This is a genomic window from Streptomyces typhae, assembly GCF_009755605.1.
Classification (GTDB): domain Bacteria; phylum Actinomycetota; class Actinomycetes; order Streptomycetales; family Streptomycetaceae; genus Streptomyces; species Streptomyces typhae.
The window spans coordinates 102,367-123,239 of record NZ_WPNZ01000007.1 but is presented as its reverse complement, the minus strand read 5'-3'; the positions used below and the strand labels follow the sequence as shown (position 1 = coordinate 123,239).

At 72.8% G+C, this 20,873-nt stretch carries 16 protein-coding genes, 2 pseudogenes and 1 riboswitch; of the genes and pseudogenes, 16 read left to right on the top strand and 2 right to left on the bottom strand.

Features of this window, described 5'->3' with window-relative positions; all coding sequences use genetic code 11:
• Positions 1-122 precede the first annotated feature (122 nt).
• Positions 123-3,671 (top strand): transcription-repair coupling factor, encoded by a 3,549-nt coding sequence (gene mfd, locus GPA10_RS14510; protein ID WP_157165889.1) that lies wholly within the window; start codon positions 123-125, stop codon positions 3,669-3,671.
• Between the two features lie 94 nt (positions 3,672-3,765).
• On the opposite strand, the gene GPA10_RS14505 is transcribed toward mfd, so the two are convergent.
• Positions 3,766-4,233, bottom strand: coding sequence for a nuclear transport factor 2 family protein (locus tag GPA10_RS14505; RefSeq protein ID WP_157165888.1), 468 nt, complete (start codon positions 4,231-4,233; stop codon positions 3,766-3,768).
• Between the two features lie 238 nt (positions 4,234-4,471).
• On the opposite strand from GPA10_RS14505, the gene GPA10_RS14500 reads away from it, so the two are divergent.
• From GPA10_RS14500 to GPA10_RS14435, 15 genes and pseudogenes are all read left to right on the top strand, one after another.
• The gene (locus GPA10_RS14500; protein WP_425505752.1) at positions 4,472-5,164 is read left to right on the top strand and encodes an HNH endonuclease family protein; all 693 of its coding nucleotides are present in this window, start codon (positions 4,472-4,474) and stop codon (positions 5,162-5,164) included.
• A gap of 149 nt (positions 5,165-5,313) precedes the next feature.
• Entirely contained in the window at positions 5,314-6,057 is a 744-nt protein-coding gene (locus tag GPA10_RS14495; protein WP_343040833.1) for a GNAT family N-acetyltransferase, read from the top strand.
• A 298-nt stretch (positions 6,058-6,355) separates the two neighbouring features.
• Complete coding sequence (locus GPA10_RS14490; RefSeq protein WP_343040921.1) at positions 6,356-6,919, top strand: hypothetical protein; 564 nt, start codon at positions 6,356-6,358, stop codon at positions 6,917-6,919.
• Entirely contained in the window at positions 6,916-8,457 is a 1,542-nt protein-coding gene (locus GPA10_RS14485) for a serine/threonine-protein kinase (protein WP_058846399.1), read from the top strand. Before GPA10_RS14490 ends, GPA10_RS14485 begins: the two co-directional genes overlap by 4 nt.
• Positions 8,458-8,584: 127 nt before the next feature.
• Complete coding sequence (locus tag GPA10_RS14480) at positions 8,585-9,256, top strand: SurA N-terminal domain-containing protein (protein WP_058846015.1); 672 nt, start codon at positions 8,585-8,587, stop codon at positions 9,254-9,256.
• 101 nt (positions 9,257-9,357) lie between these two features.
• Positions 9,358-10,347 carry a nucleoside triphosphate pyrophosphohydrolase gene (locus tag GPA10_RS14475; protein WP_343040831.1) on the top strand — a complete coding sequence of 330 codons (990 nt, stop codon included), beginning with the start codon at positions 9,358-9,360 and terminating at the stop codon, positions 10,345-10,347.
• Between the two features lie 633 nt (positions 10,348-10,980).
• The gene (locus tag GPA10_RS14470) at positions 10,981-12,483 is read left to right on the top strand and encodes a tetratricopeptide repeat protein (RefSeq protein WP_157165887.1); all 1,503 of its coding nucleotides are present in this window, start codon (positions 10,981-10,983) and stop codon (positions 12,481-12,483) included.
• A 200-nt stretch (positions 12,484-12,683) separates the two neighbouring features.
• Positions 12,684-13,988: a cytochrome P450 family protein gene (locus GPA10_RS14465; protein ID WP_157165886.1), complete on the top strand. Its 1,305-nt coding sequence runs from the start codon at positions 12,684-12,686 to the stop codon at positions 13,986-13,988.
• Positions 13,989-14,137: 149 nt separating this feature from the next.
• Positions 14,138-15,289 (top strand): transglycosylase family protein, encoded by a 1,152-nt coding sequence (locus GPA10_RS14460; RefSeq protein ID WP_157165885.1) that lies wholly within the window; start codon positions 14,138-14,140, stop codon positions 15,287-15,289.
• A 203-nt stretch (positions 15,290-15,492) separates the two neighbouring features.
• Positions 15,493-15,676: riboswitch (cyclic di-AMP (ydaO/yuaA leader) on the top strand.
• A gap of 4 nt (positions 15,677-15,680) precedes the next feature.
• Positions 15,681-16,080 (top strand): annotated as a pseudogene (locus GPA10_RS44050) (transglycosylase family protein); the annotation flags it as partial.
• A gap of 152 nt (positions 16,081-16,232) precedes the next feature.
• Positions 16,233-16,436 (top strand): annotated as a pseudogene (locus GPA10_RS44045) (LysM peptidoglycan-binding domain-containing protein); the annotation flags it as partial.
• Between the two features lie 389 nt (positions 16,437-16,825).
• A complete protein-coding gene (gene eno / locus GPA10_RS14450; protein ID WP_198550210.1) occupies positions 16,826-18,106 on the top strand; it encodes a phosphopyruvate hydratase in 1,281 nt (426 codons plus the stop codon).
• 134 nt (positions 18,107-18,240) lie between these two features.
• The gene (locus GPA10_RS14445) at positions 18,241-18,738 is read left to right on the top strand and encodes an FtsB family cell division protein (RefSeq protein WP_058846009.1); all 498 of its coding nucleotides are present in this window, start codon (positions 18,241-18,243) and stop codon (positions 18,736-18,738) included.
• A 113-nt stretch (positions 18,739-18,851) separates the two neighbouring features.
• Entirely contained in the window at positions 18,852-19,376 is a 525-nt protein-coding gene (locus GPA10_RS14440; protein WP_157165883.1) for a DUF501 domain-containing protein, read from the top strand.
• Positions 19,377-19,446: 70 nt separating this feature from the next.
• Positions 19,447-20,418, top strand: a complete 972-nt coding sequence (locus GPA10_RS14435) for a Ppx/GppA phosphatase family protein (RefSeq protein WP_157165882.1) — start codon at positions 19,447-19,449, stop codon at positions 20,416-20,418.
• Here the strand turns inward: GPA10_RS14435 and GPA10_RS41710 are convergent.
• Positions 20,404-20,769: an ASCH domain-containing protein gene (locus GPA10_RS41710; protein ID WP_425505751.1), complete on the bottom strand. Its 366-nt coding sequence runs from the start codon at positions 20,767-20,769 to the stop codon at positions 20,404-20,406. The genes GPA10_RS14435 and GPA10_RS41710 overlap by 15 nt on opposite strands.
• Positions 20,770-20,873 lie beyond the last annotated feature (104 nt).

Sequence of the window (20,873 nt, the reverse complement as noted above, 5' to 3'; positions counted from 1 at the left end):
CGGCGGAGACGAACGGCGTGACGGGCGGCGCCGACGTACCCTGGAGGCCCCCGGCCCGTGCGACGAGTCGGGTGTTCGCGTTGTTCGCACCGTCTCTCTTGCCTCGGACTGGATGCCTCTTCATGAGCCTGCACGGACTGCTGGACGCCGTCGTCAAGGACGCGGCCCTCGCCGAAGCGGTGAAGGCCGCGTCCGACGGCAACCGGCACCACATCGACCTCGTCGGCCCGCCCGCCGCCCGCCCCTTCGCCGTGGCGGCACTCGCCCGTGAGGCCCGCCGCACCGTGCTCGCGGTCACGGCGACCGGCCGCGAGGCCGAGGACCTGGCGGCGGCGCTGCGCACGATCCTGCCGCCCGAGGGGATCGTGGAGTACCCGTCGTGGGAGACGCTGCCGCACGAGCGGCTCTCCCCGCGCTCGGACACCGTCGGCCGCCGCCTCGCCGTCCTGCGCCGCCTCGCGCACCCCAGCGCGCCGGAGACCGGGGACCCGGAGACGGGACCGGTCTCGGTGGTCGTGGCCCCGGTGCGCTCCGTGCTCCAGCCGCAGGTCAAGGGGCTCGGCGACCTGGAGCCAGTGGCGCTGCGCACCGGTGAGTCGGCCGACCTGAACGAGACCGTCGAGGCCTTGGCAGCGGCGGCGTACGCGCGGGTGGAGCTGGTGGAGAAGCGCGGCGAGTTCGCCGTGCGCGGCGGCATCCTGGACGTCTTCCCGCCCACCGAGGAGCACCCCTTGCGGGTGGAGTTCTGGGGCGACGACGTCGAGGAGATCCGCTACTTCAAGGTCGCCGACCAGCGGTCCCTGGAGGTCGCCGAGCACGGCCTGTGGGCGCCGCCGTGCCGCGAACTGCTGCTCACCGACGAGGTCAGGGGCCGCGCCGCCGCCCTCGCCGAGGCCCACCCGGAGCTGGGCGAGCTGCTCGGCAAGATCGCCGAGGGCATCGCGGTCGAGGGCATGGAGTCCCTCGCCCCCGTCCTCGTGGACGACATGGAGCTGCTGCTCGACGTGCTCCCCGCCGGGTCCATGACGCTGGTCTGCGACCCGGAGCGGGTCCGTACGCGCGCGGCCGACCTGGTGGCGACCAGCCAGGAGTTCCTCCAGGCCAGCTGGGCCGCGACCGCCGGGGGAGGGGAGGCGCCGATCGACGTCGGCGCGGCCTCGCTGTGGGGCATCGCGGACGTCCGCGACCGGGCCCGCGAGCTGGGCGTCATGTGGTGGTCGGTGAGCCCCTTCGCCGCCGGCGAGAGCGCGCTGGACGGCGACGCCGACACCCTCAAGCTCGGCATGCACGCCCCGGAGACCTACCGCGGGGACACCGCGAAGGCCCTCGCCGACACCAAGGGCTGGCTCGCCGACGGCTGGCGCACGGTGTACGTCACCGAGGGCCACGGCCCCGCCGCCCGCACCGCCGAGGTGCTCGGCGGCGAGGGCATCGCCGCCCGCCTGGACGCCGACCTGGAGACGCTCACGCCGTCCGTGGTGCACGTGGCGTGCGGCTGCATCGACTACGGCTTCGTCGACCCCGCCCTGAAGCTCGCCGTGCTCACCGAGACCGACCTCACCGGCCAGAAGGCGGCCGGCAAGGACGGCGCCCGGATGCCCGCCCGGCGCCGCAAGTCCATCGACCCGCTCACCCTCGAAGCGGGCGACTACATCGTGCACGAGCAGCACGGCGTCGGCCGCTACATCGAGATGGTGCAGCGCACGGTGCAGGGCGCGACCCGCGAGTACCTGGTCGTGGAGTACGCCCCCGCCAAGCGCGGCCAGCCCGGCGACCGTCTTTACATCCCCACCGACCAACTGGAGCAGATCACCAAGTACGTGGGCGGCGAGGCCCCCACGCTGCACCGCCTCGGCGGCGCCGACTGGACCAAGACCAAGGCGCGCGCGAAGAAGGCCGTCAAGGAGATCGCCGCCGACCTGATCAAGCTGTACAGCGCCCGGATGGCGGCGCCCGGCCACGTCTTCGGCCCCGACACGCCCTGGCAGCGCGAGCTGGAGGACGCCTTCCCCTACGTGGAGACGCCCGACCAGCTCACCACCATCGCCGAGGTCAAGGAGGACATGGAGAAGTCGGTCCCGATGGACCGGCTGATCTGCGGCGACGTCGGCTACGGCAAGACGGAGATCGCGGTCCGCGCGGCCTTCAAGGCCGTCCAGGACGGCAAGCAGGTCGCCGTCCTCGTCCCCACCACCCTCCTGGTCCAGCAGCACTTCGGCACGTTCTCCGAGCGGTACTCGCAGTTCCCGGTGAACGTGCGCGCCCTCAGCCGCTTCCAGACCGACACCGAGTCCAAGGCCACCCTCGAAGGGCTGCGCGAGGGCTCCGTGGACGTCGTCATCGGCACCCACCGCCTGTTCTCCTCCGAGACCAGGTTCAAGGACCTCGGCCTGGTCATCGTCGACGAGGAGCAGCGGTTCGGCGTCGAGCACAAGGAGCAGCTGAAGAAGCTGCGCGCCAACGTCGACGTGCTCACGATGTCCGCGACGCCCATCCCCCGTACGCTCGAAATGGCCGTGACCGGCATCCGCGAGATGTCCACGATCACCACGCCCCCCGAGGAGCGGCACCCGGTCCTGACCTTCGTCGGGCCGTACGAGGAGAAGCAGATCGGCGCGGCGGTCCGCCGTGAGCTGCTCCGCGAGGGCCAGGTCTTCTACATCCACAACCGCGTCGAGTCGATCGACCGGGCCGCGGCCCGGCTGCGCGACATCGTCCCCGAGGCGCGTATCGCGACCGCCCACGGCCAGATGTCCGAGCAGGCCCTGGAGCAGGTCGTCGTGGACTTCTGGGAGAAGAAGTTCGACGTGCTCGTCTCGACCACGATCGTCGAGTCCGGCATCGACATCTCCAACGCCAACACCCTCATCGTGGAGCGCGGCGACAACTTCGGCCTGAGCCAGCTGCACCAGCTCCGCGGCCGGGTGGGCCGCGGCCGCGAGCGCGGCTACGCCTACTTCCTGTACCCGCCGGAGAAGCCGCTGACCGAGACCGCCCACGAGCGCCTGGCGACGATCGCCCAGCACACGGAGATGGGCGCGGGCATGTACGTGGCGATGAAGGACCTGGAGATCCGCGGCGCGGGCAACCTCCTCGGCGGCGAGCAGTCCGGGCACATCGCGGGCGTCGGCTTCGACCTGTACGTCCGTATGGTCGGCGAGGCCGTGGCCGACTACCGGGCGTCCCTAGAGGGCGGTGTGGAGGAGGAGCCGCCGCTGGAGGTCAAGATCGAGCTGCCGGTGGACGCGCACGTCCCGCACGACTACGCGCCCGGCGAGCGGCTGCGCCTCCAGGCGTACCGCTCCATCGCCTCCGCGAACACGGAGGAGGACGTCAAGGCCGTCCGCGAGGAGCTGACCGACCGCTACGGCAAGCTGCCGGAGCCGGTGGAGAACCTGCTGCTCGTGGCGGGTCTGCGGATGCTGGCGCGGGCCTGCGGCGTCGGCGAGATCGTGCTCCAGGGCAGCAACATCCGGTTCGCGCCGGTGGAGCTGCGCGAGTCCCAGGAACTGCGCCTCAAGCGGCTCTACCCCGGCGCCGTCATCAAGCCGACGGGCCAGCAGGTGCTCATCCCGCGCCCGAAGACGGCGAAGGTCGGCGGCAAGCCGCTGGTCGGCCGGGACCTGCTCGGCTGGGTCGGGGAGTTCCTGGCGTCGGTGCTCGGCTCGTAGCCCGCGGCTTGTAGCCCGCGGCTCGTAGCCCCTGCGCCATCCCGGTCCCGGCCCCGGTCCCGGCCCCGGCCCCGGTCCCGGCCCCGGCCCCGCCTCAGGGAGTGCAGGCCGCCGCGATGGACAGGCCGTTCTCGTAGAGGTGGTGCCGGGTGATCCGGCCGTCCTCGACGGTCAGGCGCAGGGCGAAGGGGCCCTCGAAGGACTTGCCGGTGGCGCGTACGGTCCCTGACAGATACCCCATGAGGACGGCGTCGGGGCCGTCGACGAGGAAGGCGTCCACGGAGGCCCGCGCGTCCTCCGTCACGGTGTACCGGGCCAGGTCCGTGACCTGGGCGGCGCACTCGGCGGCGGTGGCGCGCGGGCGGATCCAGGGGCACGCCGGGTTCTCGGCGAGCAGCCAGTCGACGCGGTCCGCGAACAGCGCCGTGAGCCGCTCGGTGTCCCCGGCCATGCGGGCGGCGAGGAAGGCGCGGACGGTGGCGCGGGTGGCGTCGGCGCGGGTGGCGTCGGCCAGGGTTTCCGTTCCGGCCTCGGTGGGTGCGGTGACGTTGATGGTGTCCATACCGGCAGCTTGCCGCGCCGGGGCGGGCCGGTCGATTACGCCGCAGGTAACACCCGTACGGGGGAGCGGCGGCCCCGGCCGCTACGGTGGGTGCCGGTCCTGAGCGGGCCGTTTCTGGGGAGGGAACACTGTGAGGTTCGCGGGCACCGTGACGCGTGGACGGGCGGCGGCAGGGCGGGCGGCGCGAGGCCGGGCGGCGGGGCGGCGTACGGCCGCGGGCGCGGCGGCCCTGCTGGTCCTGCTCGGCGGGGCGGCGGGCTGCAAGAGCGACACCGACAGCGGCAAGGGCGATGCCGCGAGCGGCGGCACGGGCTCCGCAGCGAAGGCCGGAGCGGCGCTGGCGGCCGTGGACTCACTCGCCGTCAAGGGCCGCGCCCCCAAGACCGGTTACGACCGCGCGCGGTTCGGCAGCCCCTGGGCCGACACCGACTCCAACGGGTGCGGCACCCGGGACGACATACTCAAACGGGACCTGGACGGCGTGAGGTTCCGCGGCGGCGACTGCACGGTGGTGTCGGGCAGGCTCGCCCCCGACCCGTACACCGGCAAGGACGTGACGTTCACGCGCGGTCGCAGCCGGGTCGACATCGACCACGTCGTGGCCCTCTCCGACGCCTGGCAGAAGGGCGCGGGCAAGTGGAGCCCCAGCAAGCGCATAGCCCTGGCCAACGACCCCCTGAACCTCCTCGCCGTCGACGCGGGCCCCAACCGCGGCAAGGGCGACGGCGACACGGCGACCTGGCTGCCCGCGAACAAGCCCTACCGGTGCGCGTATGTCGCGCGGCAGGTCGCGGTGAAGAAGAAGTACGGGCTGTGGGTGACCGGCGCCGAGCGGGACGCGATGCGCCGGGTCCTCTCGCGCTGCCCGCAGGAGAAGCTGCCGGGCGGCGGCAGCCCGACCGAGGCACCGGGGCGGTTCCGGGCGCGGTGAGGTGCGTGGCGGCCCGGTGGGGCGTGGCGCATGGCGGCCCGGTGGGCGCGACGCATGGCGGCCCGGTGGGGCGGAGCGGGGCAGCGGGCAGGTGCCCGGCGCGGAAAACCGTTTCCCCGGGGCGCGCCCGCGCGGCTAACGTCCGAGGAGTGAACCTGAAGATCACCACCCTTGCCGAGCGCCCCGAACTGACCGGCGCGATGTGGGCCATGCCCGACACGTGGGCGGAGTTCGTGCAGTACGACCTCGTCGCGTGGTCGCACATGGTGCGGATCGCCGTGGAGTGGCCGGAGTACGTCCTGATCGCCACGGACGACGCGGGGCGGGTGGTGGCGCGCGCGTTCAGCGTGCCGTTCGCGCTGCGGGCCGAGGGGCGCGGGGAACTGCCGGACGGCGGGTGGGACCAGGTCGTGCTGTGGGCGTTCTCGGACCTCAAGCGCGGCCGGGAGACGGACACCGTCAGCGCGGTCGAGATCACGGTGGCCCCCGACGCGCAGGGCCGGGGCCTGTCCGGGCGGATGCTCGCCGCCCTGCGGGAGAACGCCCGCGGACGCGGCTACGGCGAGGTCGTCGCCCCCGTGCGCCCGAACGCCAAGCACCTGGAGCCCGCCACCCCCGTGGAGGAGTACGCGTGGCGCACCCGGGACGACGGGCTGCCGCACGACCCCTGGCTGCGGACGCACGTCCGCGCGGGCGGTGTCGTCGAGAAGGTGGCGCCGGTGTCCATGACGGTGTCGGGCACGACGGCGCAGTGGCGCGACTGGACGGGACTGCCGTTCGACACGGAGGGCCTCGTCGAGGTGCCCGGCGCCCTGGTCCCGGTGCACTGCGCGCCCGCGCGCGGCTACGCGGTGTACGTGGAACCGAACGTGTGGGTGCGGCACGTGCTCTGAGCCGCCGGCCGTGAGCCGTGCTCCGAGCCACGAGCCACCTGCGGTGAGCCGCCGGCCGTAAGCCGTGCTCCGAGCCACGAGCCACCTGCGGTGAGCCGCCGGCCGTGAGCCGTGGGCGATGACGGCACGGGTGGGGCCCTTGTGACCAGTACGGCAACGGTTCGGTACAACCCGGGACCGGTTGTGCTGGTCGGCCTATACGCTCGTTCTGCATTTGTTCGTTCATCGGGTCTCTGGAGCAGCCATGCACGGCCACGGCTATGGGCCGCACGTATCACCGGCCCCTTCCGGGCCGTATGTGACGTTGCGCGTGATGTTCGTCGTGCTCGCCGTCGTCACGTGCGGGTTCCTCGCGTGGGCCGCGATGCTGCGGCTCGCCCTGGTCACGCGCAAGGCGCTGGACTGGCTGCTCTTCACGGCCGTGGTCGTGCTGGAGGCCGCCGCCGTCATCCTCATCGCGGTGGACCCGGGCGACGACGAGTTCACCGGGTCCGGCAACACGGGCATGGCGATCCTGCTCTCCACGCTCGTCCCCGTGATCGCCTACTACCTGACCATGGACATCCGGCACTTCTCCCAGCTCACGCGGGCGGCGCAGGCCGCGGCGTTCGCGCAGACGCAGGCCCCGTCCCCGTACCAGCAGACGCAGTTCGGCCAGACGCAGTTCGGCGGCGGCTACGTACCACCCCAGCCCCAGCCGCCCCAGCCCCAGCAGGCGCCCCAGGCGTCGTACGGCTACCCGGCGCCTGGGCCCGGCCCGGCAGGTCCGCCGAGTCCGCCAGGTCCCGCCCGCATCGACCAGGTCCGCGCCGAACTCGACGAGCTGAGCGACTACCTGCGCAAGCAGGAAGGCGGCAACTGACCGTGGCGGGGGGCACGGACCACCGCGTGGTCGCCGGGCGGTACGAGCTGTCGACGCTGCTCGGCCAGGGCGGCATGGGCCAGGTCTGGGCGGCCTACGACCAGCGCCTCGACCGCCGGGTCGCGGTGAAGCTGCTGCGCCCGGACCGGGTCGCGGGCCCCGCGGGCCAGGCCCAGACCGAGGAGCTGCGGCGCCGCTTCACCCGCGAGTGCCGCGTCACCGCGCAGGTCGACCACCCCGGCCTGGTCACGGTCCACGACGCGGGCAGCGACGGCGACGACCTGTACCTCGTCATGAGTTACGTCGACGGGTCCGACCTCGGCGACCACCTCGCCGAGCACGCCCCCTACCCCTGGCAGTGGGCGGTCGCCGTCGCCGCCCAGATGTGCGCCGTCCTGTCCGCGGTGCACGCCGTGCCGATCGTGCACCGCGACCTCAAACCGCGGAACGTGATGGTGAAGCAGGACGGCACGGTCACCGTCCTCGACCTCGGCATCGCCTCGGTCATGGACACCGACACCACCCGCCTCACCCACACCGGTTCCCCGATCGGCAGCCCCTCGTACATGGCGCCCGAGCAGGCCATGAGCGGCGCCGTCGGCCCGTACACGGACCTGTACGCGCTCGGCGTCGTCCTGCACGAACTCCTCAGCGGCGACGTGCCGTTCTCCGGCTCGACCGCGCTCGGCGTGCTGCACCGCCATCTGTACGAGCCGCCGGTGCCGGTGCGCAGGCTGCGCCCCGAGGTGCCCGACGCCCTCGAATCCCTCGTCCTGCGGCTGCTCGCCAAGGACCCGCAGCACCGCCCCGCCAGCGCCCAGGACGTGTACGAGGAGCTCGCGCCGCTGCTGCCGGGGCGCGCCGTGCCCACCGGCCGCCCGCTCGACCCGACCCGCCCGTTCCTGCGCCCGGCCGCGCCCTGGCCCGACCGCGCCACGACGCCCGCCCCGCAGCCCCGGCCGCCCGGCCCCGCCCAGGGCGTCGCCGCCGCCGTCGACGAGGTCAAGCGGCTGCTCGGCGAGGGCCGCATCACCCAGGCCGTGGACATCCTCGGCGCGATCCTGCCCGACGCCGCCGCCCGGCACGGCGAGCACTCACCCGTCGTCCGCACCCTGCGCAAGCAGTACGCGGCCACGCTCATGGACGACGGCCAGTACCGCCGCGCCCTGCCGGAGCTGCGCCGCCTCGCCGACCAGCGCGCCGCCGAGTCCGGGCACGCCGACCCGCAGTCGCTCCAGTTCCGCTACGAGGCCGCGCAGTGCCTGGAGCAGCTCGGCGAACCGGCCGCGGCGCTCGCCGAGTACCGGTCCCTCCTCCCCTATTACGAGAACCAGTACGCCACCGCCGACATCCGCCAGTCCCTGGAGATCCGGCGCCGCGTCGGCCAGCTCCTGCTCGCCCTCGGTGACCGCCCCGCCGCCCACGACATCCTGGGGCGCCTCCTCCTCGACGCCGAGCGGGTGCACGGCGTCGGCCACCCCTTCCCCGCGGAGATCCGGCGCACCCTGCACTGGCTGGGACAGATGCGGGGCCAGTGATCCCGCAGTGCCCGAACTCCTCGCGAATCGTTGGTCGAATGGGTGGCCGAGCCGACCACCACTGCCTACCATCGATCACCGCAAGACTTTGTGCAGCGAAGCACAATCTCTCCACCGGGAGGTCCACTTGCACCGCCGCAGCAGCCGCCGTCGCTCCGCGCTCATCCTCTCCGCAGCCGCCCTCGTCGCGGCGCCGCTCCTGACCGGCTGCGGCAACGACGCGCATCCCGGTGCCGCGGCCGTCGTCGGCGACCAGCGCATCACGGTCGCCCAGCTGGAGAACAGGGTGAACGAGGTGCGCTCCGCCCAGCGGGCCGCCGTCCCGGACGACACGCAGTACGAGCAGGTCATCGCCAAGAGCGGCGGCCTGGCCCGCAGCACGCTGCACACGATGGTGCTCGACAAGGTCCTGCACCAGGCGGCGCGGGACGCCGACGTGAGCGTCACGCGCAAGGAGATCCAGACCATGCGCGCGGGCCTGGAGGAGCAGGCGGGCGGCCCCAAGGCCCTGGAGACGGAGTGGCTCCAGCGCTACAGCGTCGCGCCCGGCCGCCTCGACGACAGCATCCGCACGGAGATCGAGGCACAGAAGATCGCCCGCGCGCTCGGCGCCGACATGAACGCTCCCGAGGGCCAGAACACCTTCTGGGCCGCCATGTCCAAGGCCTCCAAGAAGCTGGACGTCGACCTGAACCCGCGGTACGGCACCTGGGACGTCAAGGGGAGCAAGCGCGCGGACGTGCGGACTCCCTGGGTCCGGGAGTCTTCACCGGGCGGGGCGGCGCCCACGCAGATGTGAGGGGGGCGCCCCGTCTGGCGGGGCGCCGTTGTCTGGGGGGGTGCCCCGTCAGGGGCGGGTGCGCGTCCCGGCGGTGTGCGGGGGTGAGCTACGTTCGGGGTGTGAACGAGATCGAGACCGGCGGGGACGGCGTGGGCCGAGTCGTCCTGCTCACGACCAGCCACCGCGTCGCGCCCGGACTCCTGTCCTGGCCGGCCTGGCAGGCGCTGCACGGCGCGGACGAGGTCCTGTGCGCCGACGCCACGCACCCCCAGCTCCCCTATCTGCGGGAAGCGGGCGTCGACGTCAAGCAGGCCGCGCCCACCGCCGAGGAGCTGGTGCGGGCGTGTGCCGGGGACCGCACGGTGCTCGTCGTCGCCACCGCCGAGGGCGACCGCCCCCTCACCGACGGCCTGGCCCGGCTCGCGGGTTCCGGCCGCGTCCCGATGCCGGACCTGGAGCTGCTCCCCGGCTCGTACGACCTGCCGGGCGCCCGCCTCCTCGACCTGGTCCAGGTCATGGACCGCATCCGCGCCGAGTGCCCCTGGTCCTCGCGTCAGACCCACCGGGGCCTCGCGAAGTACGCCATCGAGGAGGCGTACGAACTCGTCGAGGCCATCGAGGAGGGCGACACGGACGAGCTGCGCGAGGAGCTGGGCGACGTCCTCCTCCAGGTCGTCTTCCACGCACGCATCGCGGAGGAGGCCGAGGACGGCGCCTTCTCCGTGGACGACGTCGCCGCAGGCATCGTCGACAAGCTCATCCACCGCCATCCGCACGTCTTCGGCGAGGACACCGCGTCCACTCCGGAGGAGGTCAAGGCGCACTGGCTGCGCACCAAGGCCCAGGAGAAACAGCGCACCTCCGTCACCGAAGGCATCCCCCTCGGTCAGCCCGCCCTCGCCCTCACCGCCAAGCTGGCGTCCCGCGTCCGCACGGCGGGCCTGGAGGTGCCGCTCCCGACGGGCGACGGACCCGGGTACGAACTCCTCGCGCTCGCCGCCCGCGCGGAGTCCGAGGGCACGGACCCGGAGGCGGCGCTGCGGGCGGCGGCGCGGGCCTATCGGGACGCGGTGCTGGTCGCTGAGGCCGCGAGGGCGGGGCGGAGTTAGTACCGTTGCTCTCAGGCGGGACGACCGGTGGGGGCTTGCGTGGTACGGGAGTTGTCGGACCTGGCGAAGACGGACCTGGCGAAGGCCGGAGTGCGCGTCCTGGTGGCGGCGGCACGCCTGGGACAGCTGAAGACGGTCGAGCCCCGGTTCCTCACGTTCCTGGCTCAGCAGACGCATCTCGCGGAGGACGACAGACCTCCTGCCGCTTCGGCGTCCCTGGTCCAGTACCACACTTGGTGGATCCATCGCTTGGACGACGTGCTTCAGCACGACTCGGCGGCTGCCACCCCCCTGCGGAACGTCGTCGACTGGTCGATGCGCTGGCTTGCCGATCACCCGGCCGACCCCACCGCGGAGCCCGGACCGACGGCGCCCGCGCAGGCTGCTTCGCCCCTGCCGGCGGGGTCGCCCGGAGGCCGGCCCACCGCGGCGTCCGAGGAGTGGCCCCCGGCAAGGCCCGGAAGGTGGCCCACCGCGGCCACCGCGCCTCGGGTGCCCCGGACTTTGCAAGGCCGGCCCAGCAGGGCTCCCGGGGGCGCGTCCGCCGAGACGCCCGGGAGCCGGCCCCCTCCGGCACCCCAGGAACCGTCCGGTGAGGCGCCGCGTGCCACCCCCGCCCCCACCCACAACTCCATGGCAGGCGGCACCGTCCACCACCTCATCCAGACCGGCACGGTGCACTCCCTCACCCTGCACGCGGGCCACCCGGCGCACGCGGGCTCCCTGCCCGCTCCGCACGACTGGCCCCGCGCCGACCAGGTCGACCCCGTCGCCCTCGGGGTGCGGCGTTCACGGCGGTTCGGGAACGAGACGGGGCTGCCGCCGTACGTGCGGCGGGACGTCGACAGCAAGCTGGACGCCCTTGTCATCACGGCGGACGTCATGGGCGGCCTCCTCGTGGTCACCGGCCCCGCCCTCTCGGGCACCAGCCGCACCGCGTGGGAGGCCGTCCGTCGCAACACCCCCACGGACACCCGGATCTTCGCCCCGTCGCCGGGCACCGACCTACGGGCCCTGCCCGCCCTGCTGCGCGCCGCCGAAGACAAGTCGTCGTACGCCCTCTGGCTGGACGAACTCGATGGGCACATCGGTGAGAACGGTCTCGACGTGAACCTCCTCGCGCAGCTCACGGCGTTGCACGTACCGGTGATCGCCACGATGCGCGACGAGGTCTACGACACCCACCGCTTCGGACGCCACCCGGCGTCGAGACTGCTCGGCGGAGCCGACACCGTGGAGCTCACCAGCCTCTGGAGCGAGGCCGAACGCACGCGGCTCGCGGCGGCCGACGACCCGCGTCTGGTGGACGCGGTGCGGTGGCGCGGCGACAGCGGCGTCACCGAGTTCCTGGCGCTCGGCCCGGAGCTGTGGGACGAGTGGCGCCGCGCACGCCGCGCGGCGGCCCACCCGCACGGCCACCGGCTCGTGCGCGCAGCCGTCGACCTCGCCCGGTGCGGCATCGAGGGTGACATCCCGCAGTCACTGCTGCGGGGCGTGATCGAGGTGTACGGGGCCGTCCCCACCGGGAAGCCGTTCGGGGAGGCTCTGCTGTGGGCGTACAAGAAGCGCCACGACGTCACCGGGCTCCTGGTGCGCGGCAGCACGAGCACCAGATGGCGGCCGTACGGCTCCCTCGTCGCGGACGCGGCGCGGTCGCCAGAGAGCGAGCCGGTGCCCGACGACGTGTGGATCCTCGCCATCGACGCGGCGAAGAGCGACCCCGGGCTGCCCTTCACCGCGCTGGCGGAGGCGTTCCGCGGGATCCTCCTCGCGCGCGCGGAGAGAGGGGACGTCGACGCGATGACGGCGCTCGCCGCCCTCGCCCTGGACCTGGAGGACGTGGAAGCGGCCATGGAGTGGTACGGCGCGGCCGCCCGGCTCGGCGACGCGCGGGCGGGCTTCGAGCTGGGCATGCTGCTGGCCGAGCACCGCTCGGAGGTCGAGGCGATCCCGTACCTGGAGGCCGCAGCCGCGAAGGGCCTGCACGGTGCCGCGTCGGTCCTCGCCGACCTCTACCAGCGCCGCTGCGCGCACTGGCTGTGGGTGGCGGCCGACCGGGGTGAGCCCGAAGCCCTGAGCCGGCTCAAGGGCCCGCTGTCGCCGCAGTCGATGATCCCGCCACCCGGCACCTCCTGAACCCGGGCTGCCCCGGGGCTCCGCCCCGCCCCCGGGGCTCCGCCCCGCCCCCGGGGCTCCGCCCCGCCCCCGGGGCTCCGCCCCGCCCCCGGGGCTCCGCCCCGCCCCCGGGGCTCCGCCCCGCCCCCGGGGCTCCGCCCCGCCCCCTGGGCTCGGCCCTGGACGCAGAACTCCGCCCCGGCCCCGGATACCGTCGACCCATGCAAGACCAGCCACCCCCCGCCTGCCCCCACAGCACCCCCACCCCACCCCGACCCCCCGAGCCCGACCTCTTCACCTGGGAGTTCGCCAGCGACCCCTATCCGGCCTACGCCTGGCTGCGGGAGTACGCGCCGGTGCGGTGGACCGAGTTGCCGAGCGGGGTGGAGGCCTGGCTGGTGACGCGGTACGCGGACGCGCGGGAGGCGCTCGCCGAGCAGCGGCTGAGCAAGAACCCGGCGCACCACGACGAGCCCGCGCACGCCAGGGGCAGGACCGGGATCCCGGGCGAGCGCAAGGCCGAGCTGATGACGCATCTGCTCAACATCGACCCGCCGGACCACACCCGGCTGCGCCGCCTGGTGTCGAAGGCGTTCACCCCACGCCGGGTGGCCGCGTTCGCGCCGCGCGTGCAGGAGCTGACGGACCAGCTCATCGACCGGTTCGCGGAGAAGGGCGAAGCCGACCTCATCCACGAGTTCGCCTTCCCGCTCCCCATCTACGCCATCTGCGACCTGCTCGGCGTACCCCGCGAGGACCAGGACGACTTCCGGGACTGGGCGGGCATGATGATCCGGCACGGGGGAGGCCCCCGGGGCGGCGTCGCGCGGTCGGTGAAGAAGATGCGCGGCTATCTCGCCGAGCTCATCCACCGCAAGCGGGCCGACCCCGGCGACGACCTGATCTCCGGCCTGATCCGCGCCTCCGACCACGGCGAGCACCTCACCGAGAACGAGGCCGCCGCCATGGCCTTCATCCTGCTGTTCGCCGGGTTCGAGACGACCGTGAACCTGATCGGCAACGGTACCTACGCCCTGCTCACCCACCCCGAACAGCGCGAGCGGCTGCAACGCTCCCTCGCGGCGGGGGACACCGCCCTCCTGGAGACGGGCGTCGAGGAACTGCTCCGCTACGACGGCCCCGTCGAGCTGGCCACCTGGCGCTTCGCCACCGAGCCGCTGCGCATCGGCGGCCAGGACATCGCCGCCGGCGACCCGGTGCTCGTCGTCCTCGCCGCCGCCGACCGCGACCCCGCCCGTTTCGCGGAGCCCGACCTCCTCGATCTGTCCCGGCGCGACAATCAGCACCTCGGGTACGGGCACGGCATTCACTACTGCCTCGGTGCCCCGCTCGCCCGCCTGGAGGGACAGACGGCACTCGCGACTTTGCTGCGCCGTCTGCCGGACCTTCAACTAGGCGCCCAGCCGGGGGAGTTGCGGTGGCGCGGCGGCCTCATCATGCGTGGCCTGCGGAGTCTGCCGGTGCGCTTCACGCCGCCCGGATCCGACAGCCGGACAGGTACGTGACTGACGGCCCGTCAAGGCTGTGACTTTCACGTGATCTGCGCTGCATCGACTTGTGACTGACGTTCGACTGCGGCTACTTTCACGACGGCTCGGCACCCCAGCGCACCACGTGCCGCAGCAGTCCCTGCCGTCACTCGAAAGGCACGTGCATGCTCTCCGGCCAAGGCCGTCACCGCCGCCCCCGCCAGGCCCCTGCGATCGTCGTCGCGGCCGGCGTCACCGGATCCGCCATCGCGATCCCGCTGCTCGGCGCCACCGGCGCGAGCGCCGCGGACGCCACGACGTGGGACAAGGTCGCGGAGTGCGAGAGCGGCGGCGCCTGGAGCGCCAAGGGTGACGGGTACTACGGCGGACTACAGATGACGCAGGAGACCTGGGAGGACTACGGCGGCCTCGCCTACGCGCCGAGCGCCGACGAGGCCAGCCGCTCCCAGCAGATAGCCGTCGCCGACGCGGTCCTCGCCGACCAGGGCCCCGCCGCCTGGCCGAACTGCGGCCCGGCCGCGGGCCTCAGCAAGGACGACGCGGCCGCCGATGTCGACCCGGGCCTGCCGGTGACGCCGAGCAAGCCCTCGGGCTCCTCGGGCTCCTCCGGCTCCTCCGACGACGCGGACGGGACGGGCCGGGACGGCAAGGGCTCATCCGACTCCAAGGGTTCCACCGACGCCCGGGACAAGGACCACGCCGACGGCAAGAGCGGCGAGGGTGCCTCGGACGAGAGAACCGGCAAGCACCGCAAGCCGGGCAGCGGCGACGCGACCGGCGAGGCCGGCACCTCGGGCCCGAGCGGTGAGAAGAGCGACGGGCGGAACGGCGAGGGCGGCGAGGGCGGCGACCAGGACGGTCAGGACGCGGGCCGGGACGGCAAGTCCGAGGGCCGCGACTCCACTTCGCCCGGTGCCGGGGACGACTCCGGCGCCGACGGCACGCCTTCGGGCTCCGAAGGGACGGACGACGCCTCGGGGGACGCCGCTGAATCCTCTGAAGGCACCTCAGGACGCCACCGCGGCCCCAGCGCGGACGAGGACGCCGCCGGCGACTCCGCCGCGGGCTCCGCGGGGCGGCACGCCTCTCGTGGGGGAGACCGCGACTCGCGTGGCCCCGGCAGCGCCGCGGACACCTACACGGTCCGCTCCGGCGACAACCTCTCGCGGATCGCGGACCGACACGACCTTGACGGCGGCTGGTCCTCCCTCTACGCGGGCAACAAGAAGACCGTCGGCGCCGACCCGGACCTCATTCTCCCCGGTCAGGAGCTTGAGCTGAAGGAGAAGCAGGCCGCGGAAGCGGACGGGAAATAGCCGCGACACGCCGAGAGTTGAGCGGCAGTTCGCGGTGAATGTCCGGTTTAAAGACGGTGAGAGGCAAGTGAGAGATGGGTCTCAGAAGCCCTGATCGTCTTTGAAATTCCGCTGATTGCCCGTCTACGGTCGTGACCGCTCGCCACAGCGGGCCCCGCCGGTCGGTACGCCGAATCCTGCCAACGGCCGGACGGGAACAGTCGTCGCTTCGAGCGCCGAAGGCAGGAGCGGGGGACCCAAGGTAAGCGCCGGGCCCGTCCGTTGCGCAGCGAGATGTTGCGCGAGGGGCAGGAGCGGCTAGGGGTTAAGTCGCACGCAGTCTGTGCGGCCGGGCACTCACCCGCCCGAACCCGACAGCTCACCTCGCAGGCGTCGGTGAGGGGATCCATCCATGCTGTTTTCCGGCAAGGGCAAGCACCGTCGTCCGTCCAAGGCCACTCGCGCGGCCACCGTCGTCGGCGTCACCGGCGCCGCTGTCGCCGCCCCGCTGATGGCGACCGGCACGGCCAGCGCCGCCACGGCCGACCAGTGGGACCGCGTCGCGCAGTGCGAGGCCGGCGGCAACTGGTCCATCAACACCGGCAACGGCTACTACGGCGGCCTGCAGTTCTCGGCGTCCACCTGGGCCGCGTACGGCGGCACGCAGTACGCCTCCACCGCCGACAAGGCCTCCAAGTCGCAGCAGATCGCGATCGGCGAGAAGGTCCTCGCGGGCCAGGGCAAGGGTGCCTGGCCGAGCTGCGGCGTGGGCCTGACCGGCGCGTCGTACAACGGCGGCGGTGGCGGTGGCGGCGGCGAGCAGTCGCAGCCGCAGCACCAGACCCAGCAGGCCAAGCCGCAGCAGCAGGCCAAGCCGCAGCAGCAGCCGCGCCAGCAGGCGCAGCCCCAGCAGCAGGCGCAGCCGAAGCCGCAGGCCGCCCCGCAGGCCGCTCCGCAGACCGAGCAGAAGAAGACCGTCGAGACCCCGACCGGCAAGGTCGTGAAGAAGGGCGACGGCGAGTACAAGGTCAAGACGGGCGACACCCTGTCCAAGATCGCCGACTCGCACGAGGTCAAGGGCGGCTGGCAGAAGGTCTACAAGCTCAACGGCGACATCATCGACGACGCCGACTTCATCTACCCGGGCCAGCAGCTGCACCTCAGCTGACCCACGGCCCCCGCCCTGTCCGGACAGGGCGCCTCGCTCCGGTCCCGCGGAGCGCCCCCGTCCCCACGGGTCCCCTCGCCCCGGTGCGCGTATCCCCCGTACGCACCGGGGCGAGGTGCTGTACGGGTGCCATCGGATGCCACCGGATGCCACCGGGCTACGCCGAGCGCGAAGCTACCGCCGAGTAGGAGCCGGGCTCGCGTCCTGATTGCCGGGGAAACGGCGCTCCGCCCGTCCCACGGTCCGGGCAGTCGGCTGGCCGAAGCTCCCGGGCCCGTTAGGCTCAGGAGACGCAGGGCCGATGAAGACCATGCAAGCCATGCGCAAGCCCGCGCCCACAGTGGTGCACGCCATGCGCCCCTAGCGTCACATCCCAGAAGGAGATGCTCGTGCCGTCCATCGACGTCGTCGTAGCCCGGGAAATCCTGGACTCCCGAGGCAACCCCACGGTCGAGGTCGAGGTCGGCCTCGACGACGGGTCCACCGGCCGCGCCGCGGTTCCGTCCGGCGCCTCCACCGGCGCCTTCGAGGCCATCGAACTGCGTGACGGAGACGCCAACCGCTACGGCGGCAAGGGCGTCGAGAAGGCCGTTCTCGCCGTCATCGAGCAGATCGGCCCGGAGCTCGTCGGGTACGACGCCACCGAGCAGCGCCTGATCGACCAGGCGATGTTCGACCTCGACGCCACCGACAACAAGGGCTCGCTCGGCGCGAACGCCATCCTCGGCGTCTCCCTCGCCGTCGCGCACGCCGCGTCCGAGGCCTCCGACCTCCCCCTCTTCCGCTACCTGGGCGGCCCGAACGCGCACCTGCTGCCGGTCCCCATGATGAACATCCTGAACGGCGGGTCCCACGCGGACTCCAACGTCGACATCCAGGAGTTCATGATCGCCCCGATCGGCGCGGAGTCCTTCTCCGAGGCGCTGCGCTGGGGCGCCGAGGTCTACCACACGCTGAAGAAGGTCCTGAAGACCAAGGGACTGTCCACCGGCCTCGGCGACGAGGGCGGCTTCGCGCCGAACCTGGAGTCGAACCGCGCGGCCCTCGACCTCATCGTCGAGGCCATCAAGCAGGCCGGTTACGTCCCCGGTGAGCAGATCGCGCTCGCCCTCGACGTCGCCGCGTCGGAGTTCTACAAGGACGGCAGCTACGAGTTCGAGGGCAAGTCCCGCTCGGCCGCCGAGATGACCGAGTACTACTCCGAGCTGGTCTCCGCGTACCCGCTGGTCTCCATCGAGGACCCGCTGTACGAGGACGACTGGGACGGCTGGCAGATCATCACCGAGAAGCTGGGCGAGAAGGTCCAGATCGTCGGCGACGACCTGTTCGTCACCAACCCGGAGCGCCTGCAGCGCGGCATCGACGACAGCGCCGCCAACGCCCTCCTGGTGAAGGTCAACCAGATCGGTTCGCTGACCGAGACCCTGGACGCCGTCGAGCTGGCCCAGCGCAACGGCTTCAAGTGCATGATGTCGCACCGCTCCGGCGAGACCGAGGACGTCACCATCGCCGACCTCGCCGTCGCCGTGAACTGCGGCCAGATCAAGACCGGCGCCCCGGCCCGCTCGGACCGCGTCGCCAAGTACAACCAGCTCCTGCGCATCGAGGAGATCCTCGACGACGCGGCCGTGTACGCGGGCCGCAGCGCGTTCCCCCGCTTCAAGGGCTGAGGCGCTTCGAGGGCTGAGGCACCGGGCCCCCTCGGGGGTCAATGGGCTGGGCCCTAGCCAGTCGTACGTACGTCCCCGTACTCGGTCCCGTACCGTGTGCGGGGACGTACGCGCGTACTGGGGAGGCGAGACACATGGCCGGGAAAGTCCGGGACAACAAGGACCGGTTCTCCACGGCGACCCGGCTGCGGCTGTTCGGCGAGCAGACGGCGGAGCGCGTCTACCGCTCGCAGACCAAGCGCCAGGCGCGCCGCTCCCGGCTGACCGGCCGGGCCGCGCTGCTCGTCCTCGTCGTCTGCACGCTGGTGGTGGCGCTCGCCTATCCGATGCGGCAGTACGTGTCCCAGCGCGCCGAGATCGCCGAGCAGCGGCAGAAGCAGGCCGAGCACCGGGACAACGTCGAACGCCTTCGCGACGAGAAGGCCCGCTGGCAGGACGACGCGTACGCCGAGCAGCGCATCCGGGACCGCCTTCACTACGTCCTGCCGGGCGAGACCGGGTTCACCGTGATCGACCCCGCGGCCGGCGACGACCACCGCGGTGACGAGGGCGCGGCGGACCGCCCCTGGTACGCCAACGTCCTGGACGGCGTCGACAAGGCCGACAGGGCGGACACGCCCGACGACGACTGACCACGCCGCACGCTGTCCCCTGTCCCCTGTCCCCTGTGCACGACTCGCCCCCGTACATCCGTCTCCCTTCCGTCATCTCCTCATCTCCTCTCCGCACGAACCGAAAGACAGGCATGGAAACGCCCCCGCCCCAGACCGAGCCCACCGCGCCCACGGACGCCGACATCGCCGCGTTCCAGGAGCAGCTCGGGCGCCCGCCGCGCGGGCTCCGCGCCATCGCGCACCGCTGCCCCTGCGGCAACCCGGACGTGGTGGAGACGGCGCCGCGGCTGCCCGACGGTACGCCGTTCCCGACGACGTACTACCTGAGCTGCCCGCGTGCGGCGTCCGCGATCGGCACTCTGGAAGCCAACGGCGTCATGAAGGAGATGACGGAGCGTCTCGCCTCCGACCCCGAGCTCGCCGCCGCGTACCGGGCCGCGCACGAGGACTACCTCGCGCGCCGTGACGCCATCGAGGTCCTGGAGAACTTCCCCTCGGCCGGGGGCATGCCGGACCGCGTGAAGTGCCTGCACGTCCTGGTGGCCCACTCCCTGGCCGCGGGCCCCGGTGTGAACCCCCTCGGCGACGAGGCCATCGCGATGCTCCCGGAGTGGTGGCGCAAGGGCCCGTGCGTGAGCCCGGCCGACCGCGCCTGACCCGGCCCGACCCGGCACAGGGCCGACGCGGCCCGCCCCGCCTTCCGCACCTGCCGCAGCAAGGAGAACCATGACCCGCGTGGCCGCCATCGACTGTGGCACCAACTCGATCCGCCTGCTGGTGGCGGACGCCGACCCGGTGACGGGCGAACTCGTCGACCTCGACCGCCGGATGCAGATCGTCCGCCTGGGCCAGGGCGTCGACAAGACGGGCCGCCTCGCCCAGGAGGCCCTGGACCGCACCTTCGCGGCCTGCCGCGACTACGCGGCGATCATCAAGGAGCACGGCGCCGAACGCCTCCGCTTCGTCGCCACCTCCGCCTCGCGCGACGCCGAGAACCGCGACGAGTTCGTCCGCGGGGTCCTCGACATCCTCGGTGTCGAGCCGGAGGTGATCAGCGGCGACCAGGAGGCCGAGTTCTCCTTCACCGGCGCCACGAAGGAACTCACGGGCCGCGCCGACGTCCCAGGCCCGTACCTGGTGGTGGACATCGGTGGCGGCTCCACGGAGTTCGTCGTCGGCGACGGCCACGTGCGCGCCGCCCGCTCCGTGGACGTCGGCTGCGTGCGGATGACCGAGCGGCACCTCGTGCACGACGGCGTCGTCACCGACCCGCCCACCGAGGCGCAGCTCGCCGCGGTCCGCGCGGACGTGGCGGCGGCGCTCGACCTCGCGGAGAAGACGGTCCCGCTGCGCGAGGCCCGCACCCTGGTGGGCCTCGCGGGCTCCGTCACCACGGTCGCCGCCATCGCCCTCGGCCTCGACACCTACGACTCGACCGCGATCCACCACGCCCGCATCCCGTACGAGCGGGTCCGGGACATCACCGACCGCCTCGCGCACTCCACGCACGCCGAACGCGCGGCGATCTCCGTGATGCACCCGGGCCGCGTCGACGTGATCGCCGCGGGCGCCCTCGTACTCCTCGCGATCATGGAACGCACGGGCGCCCACGAGGTCGTCGTGAGCGAGCACGACATCCTGGACGGGATTGCCTTCAGCGTGGCGGAAGAGGCGCAGGCAGGGTCAGGGGCAGAGTAGTTCGATCCTGACTGCCAGCACGCCGAGTGCCTCCTTCTCGGGCGGGTAGATGGCGCGGATACTGGCGAGCTGCTCCTCGCGAGTCGCCACCGGGTTGACCTTCGCCGCCCCCTCGCCGTCGAGCAGGGCTCCGAAATCCGGATAGTCCGTCACCTGGCGTACGCGCACGTCGCAGGTCTCGTCGGTGCCCTTGACCCGGAAGCGGATCACGTTGCCCGGGGCGAGGTCGGCGAGATGCGGGCACTTGACCCGCACCTCCGTCGTCTTCTGGGTGCCGGTAGCGGCGATTTCCGTGACCAGGTTCCGATACAGCGTGGAGAGGTCGAGGTACCTCGCACCCACGGGGGCGATGGCGACCTCGTAGTAGTCGTGGTGCAGGCAGACCGCCGACACGACCGCCCGCTCCGCGCTGACGTGCTGGACATAGGTGCGCTCGGCGTATTTCTCGGCCCACC

Bases quoted from the DNA above. Each gene is read 5' to 3' on its own strand.
- GPA10_RS14460 (WP_157165885.1), top strand. From the start codon at position 14,138: ATGCTCTCCGGCCAAGGCCGTCACCGCCGCCCCCGCCAGGCCCCTGCG.
- mfd (WP_157165889.1), top strand. From the start codon at position 123: ATGAGCCTGCACGGACTGCTGGACGCCGTCGTCAAGGACGCGGCCCTC.
- GPA10_RS14445 (WP_058846009.1), top strand. From the start codon at position 18,241: ATGGCCGGGAAAGTCCGGGACAACAAGGACCGGTTCTCCACGGCGACC.
- GPA10_RS14435 (WP_157165882.1), top strand. From the start codon at position 19,447: ATGACCCGCGTGGCCGCCATCGACTGTGGCACCAACTCGATCCGCCTG.
- GPA10_RS14470 (WP_157165887.1), top strand. From the start codon at position 10,981: ATGGCAGGCGGCACCGTCCACCACCTCATCCAGACCGGCACGGTGCAC.
- GPA10_RS14505 (WP_157165888.1), bottom strand. From the start codon at position 4,233: ATGGACACCATCAACGTCACCGCACCCACCGAGGCCGGAACGGAAACC.
- GPA10_RS14440 (WP_157165883.1), top strand. From the start codon at position 18,852: ATGGAAACGCCCCCGCCCCAGACCGAGCCCACCGCGCCCACGGACGCC.
- GPA10_RS14465 (WP_157165886.1), top strand. From the start codon at position 12,684: ATGCAAGACCAGCCACCCCCCGCCTGCCCCCACAGCACCCCCACCCCA.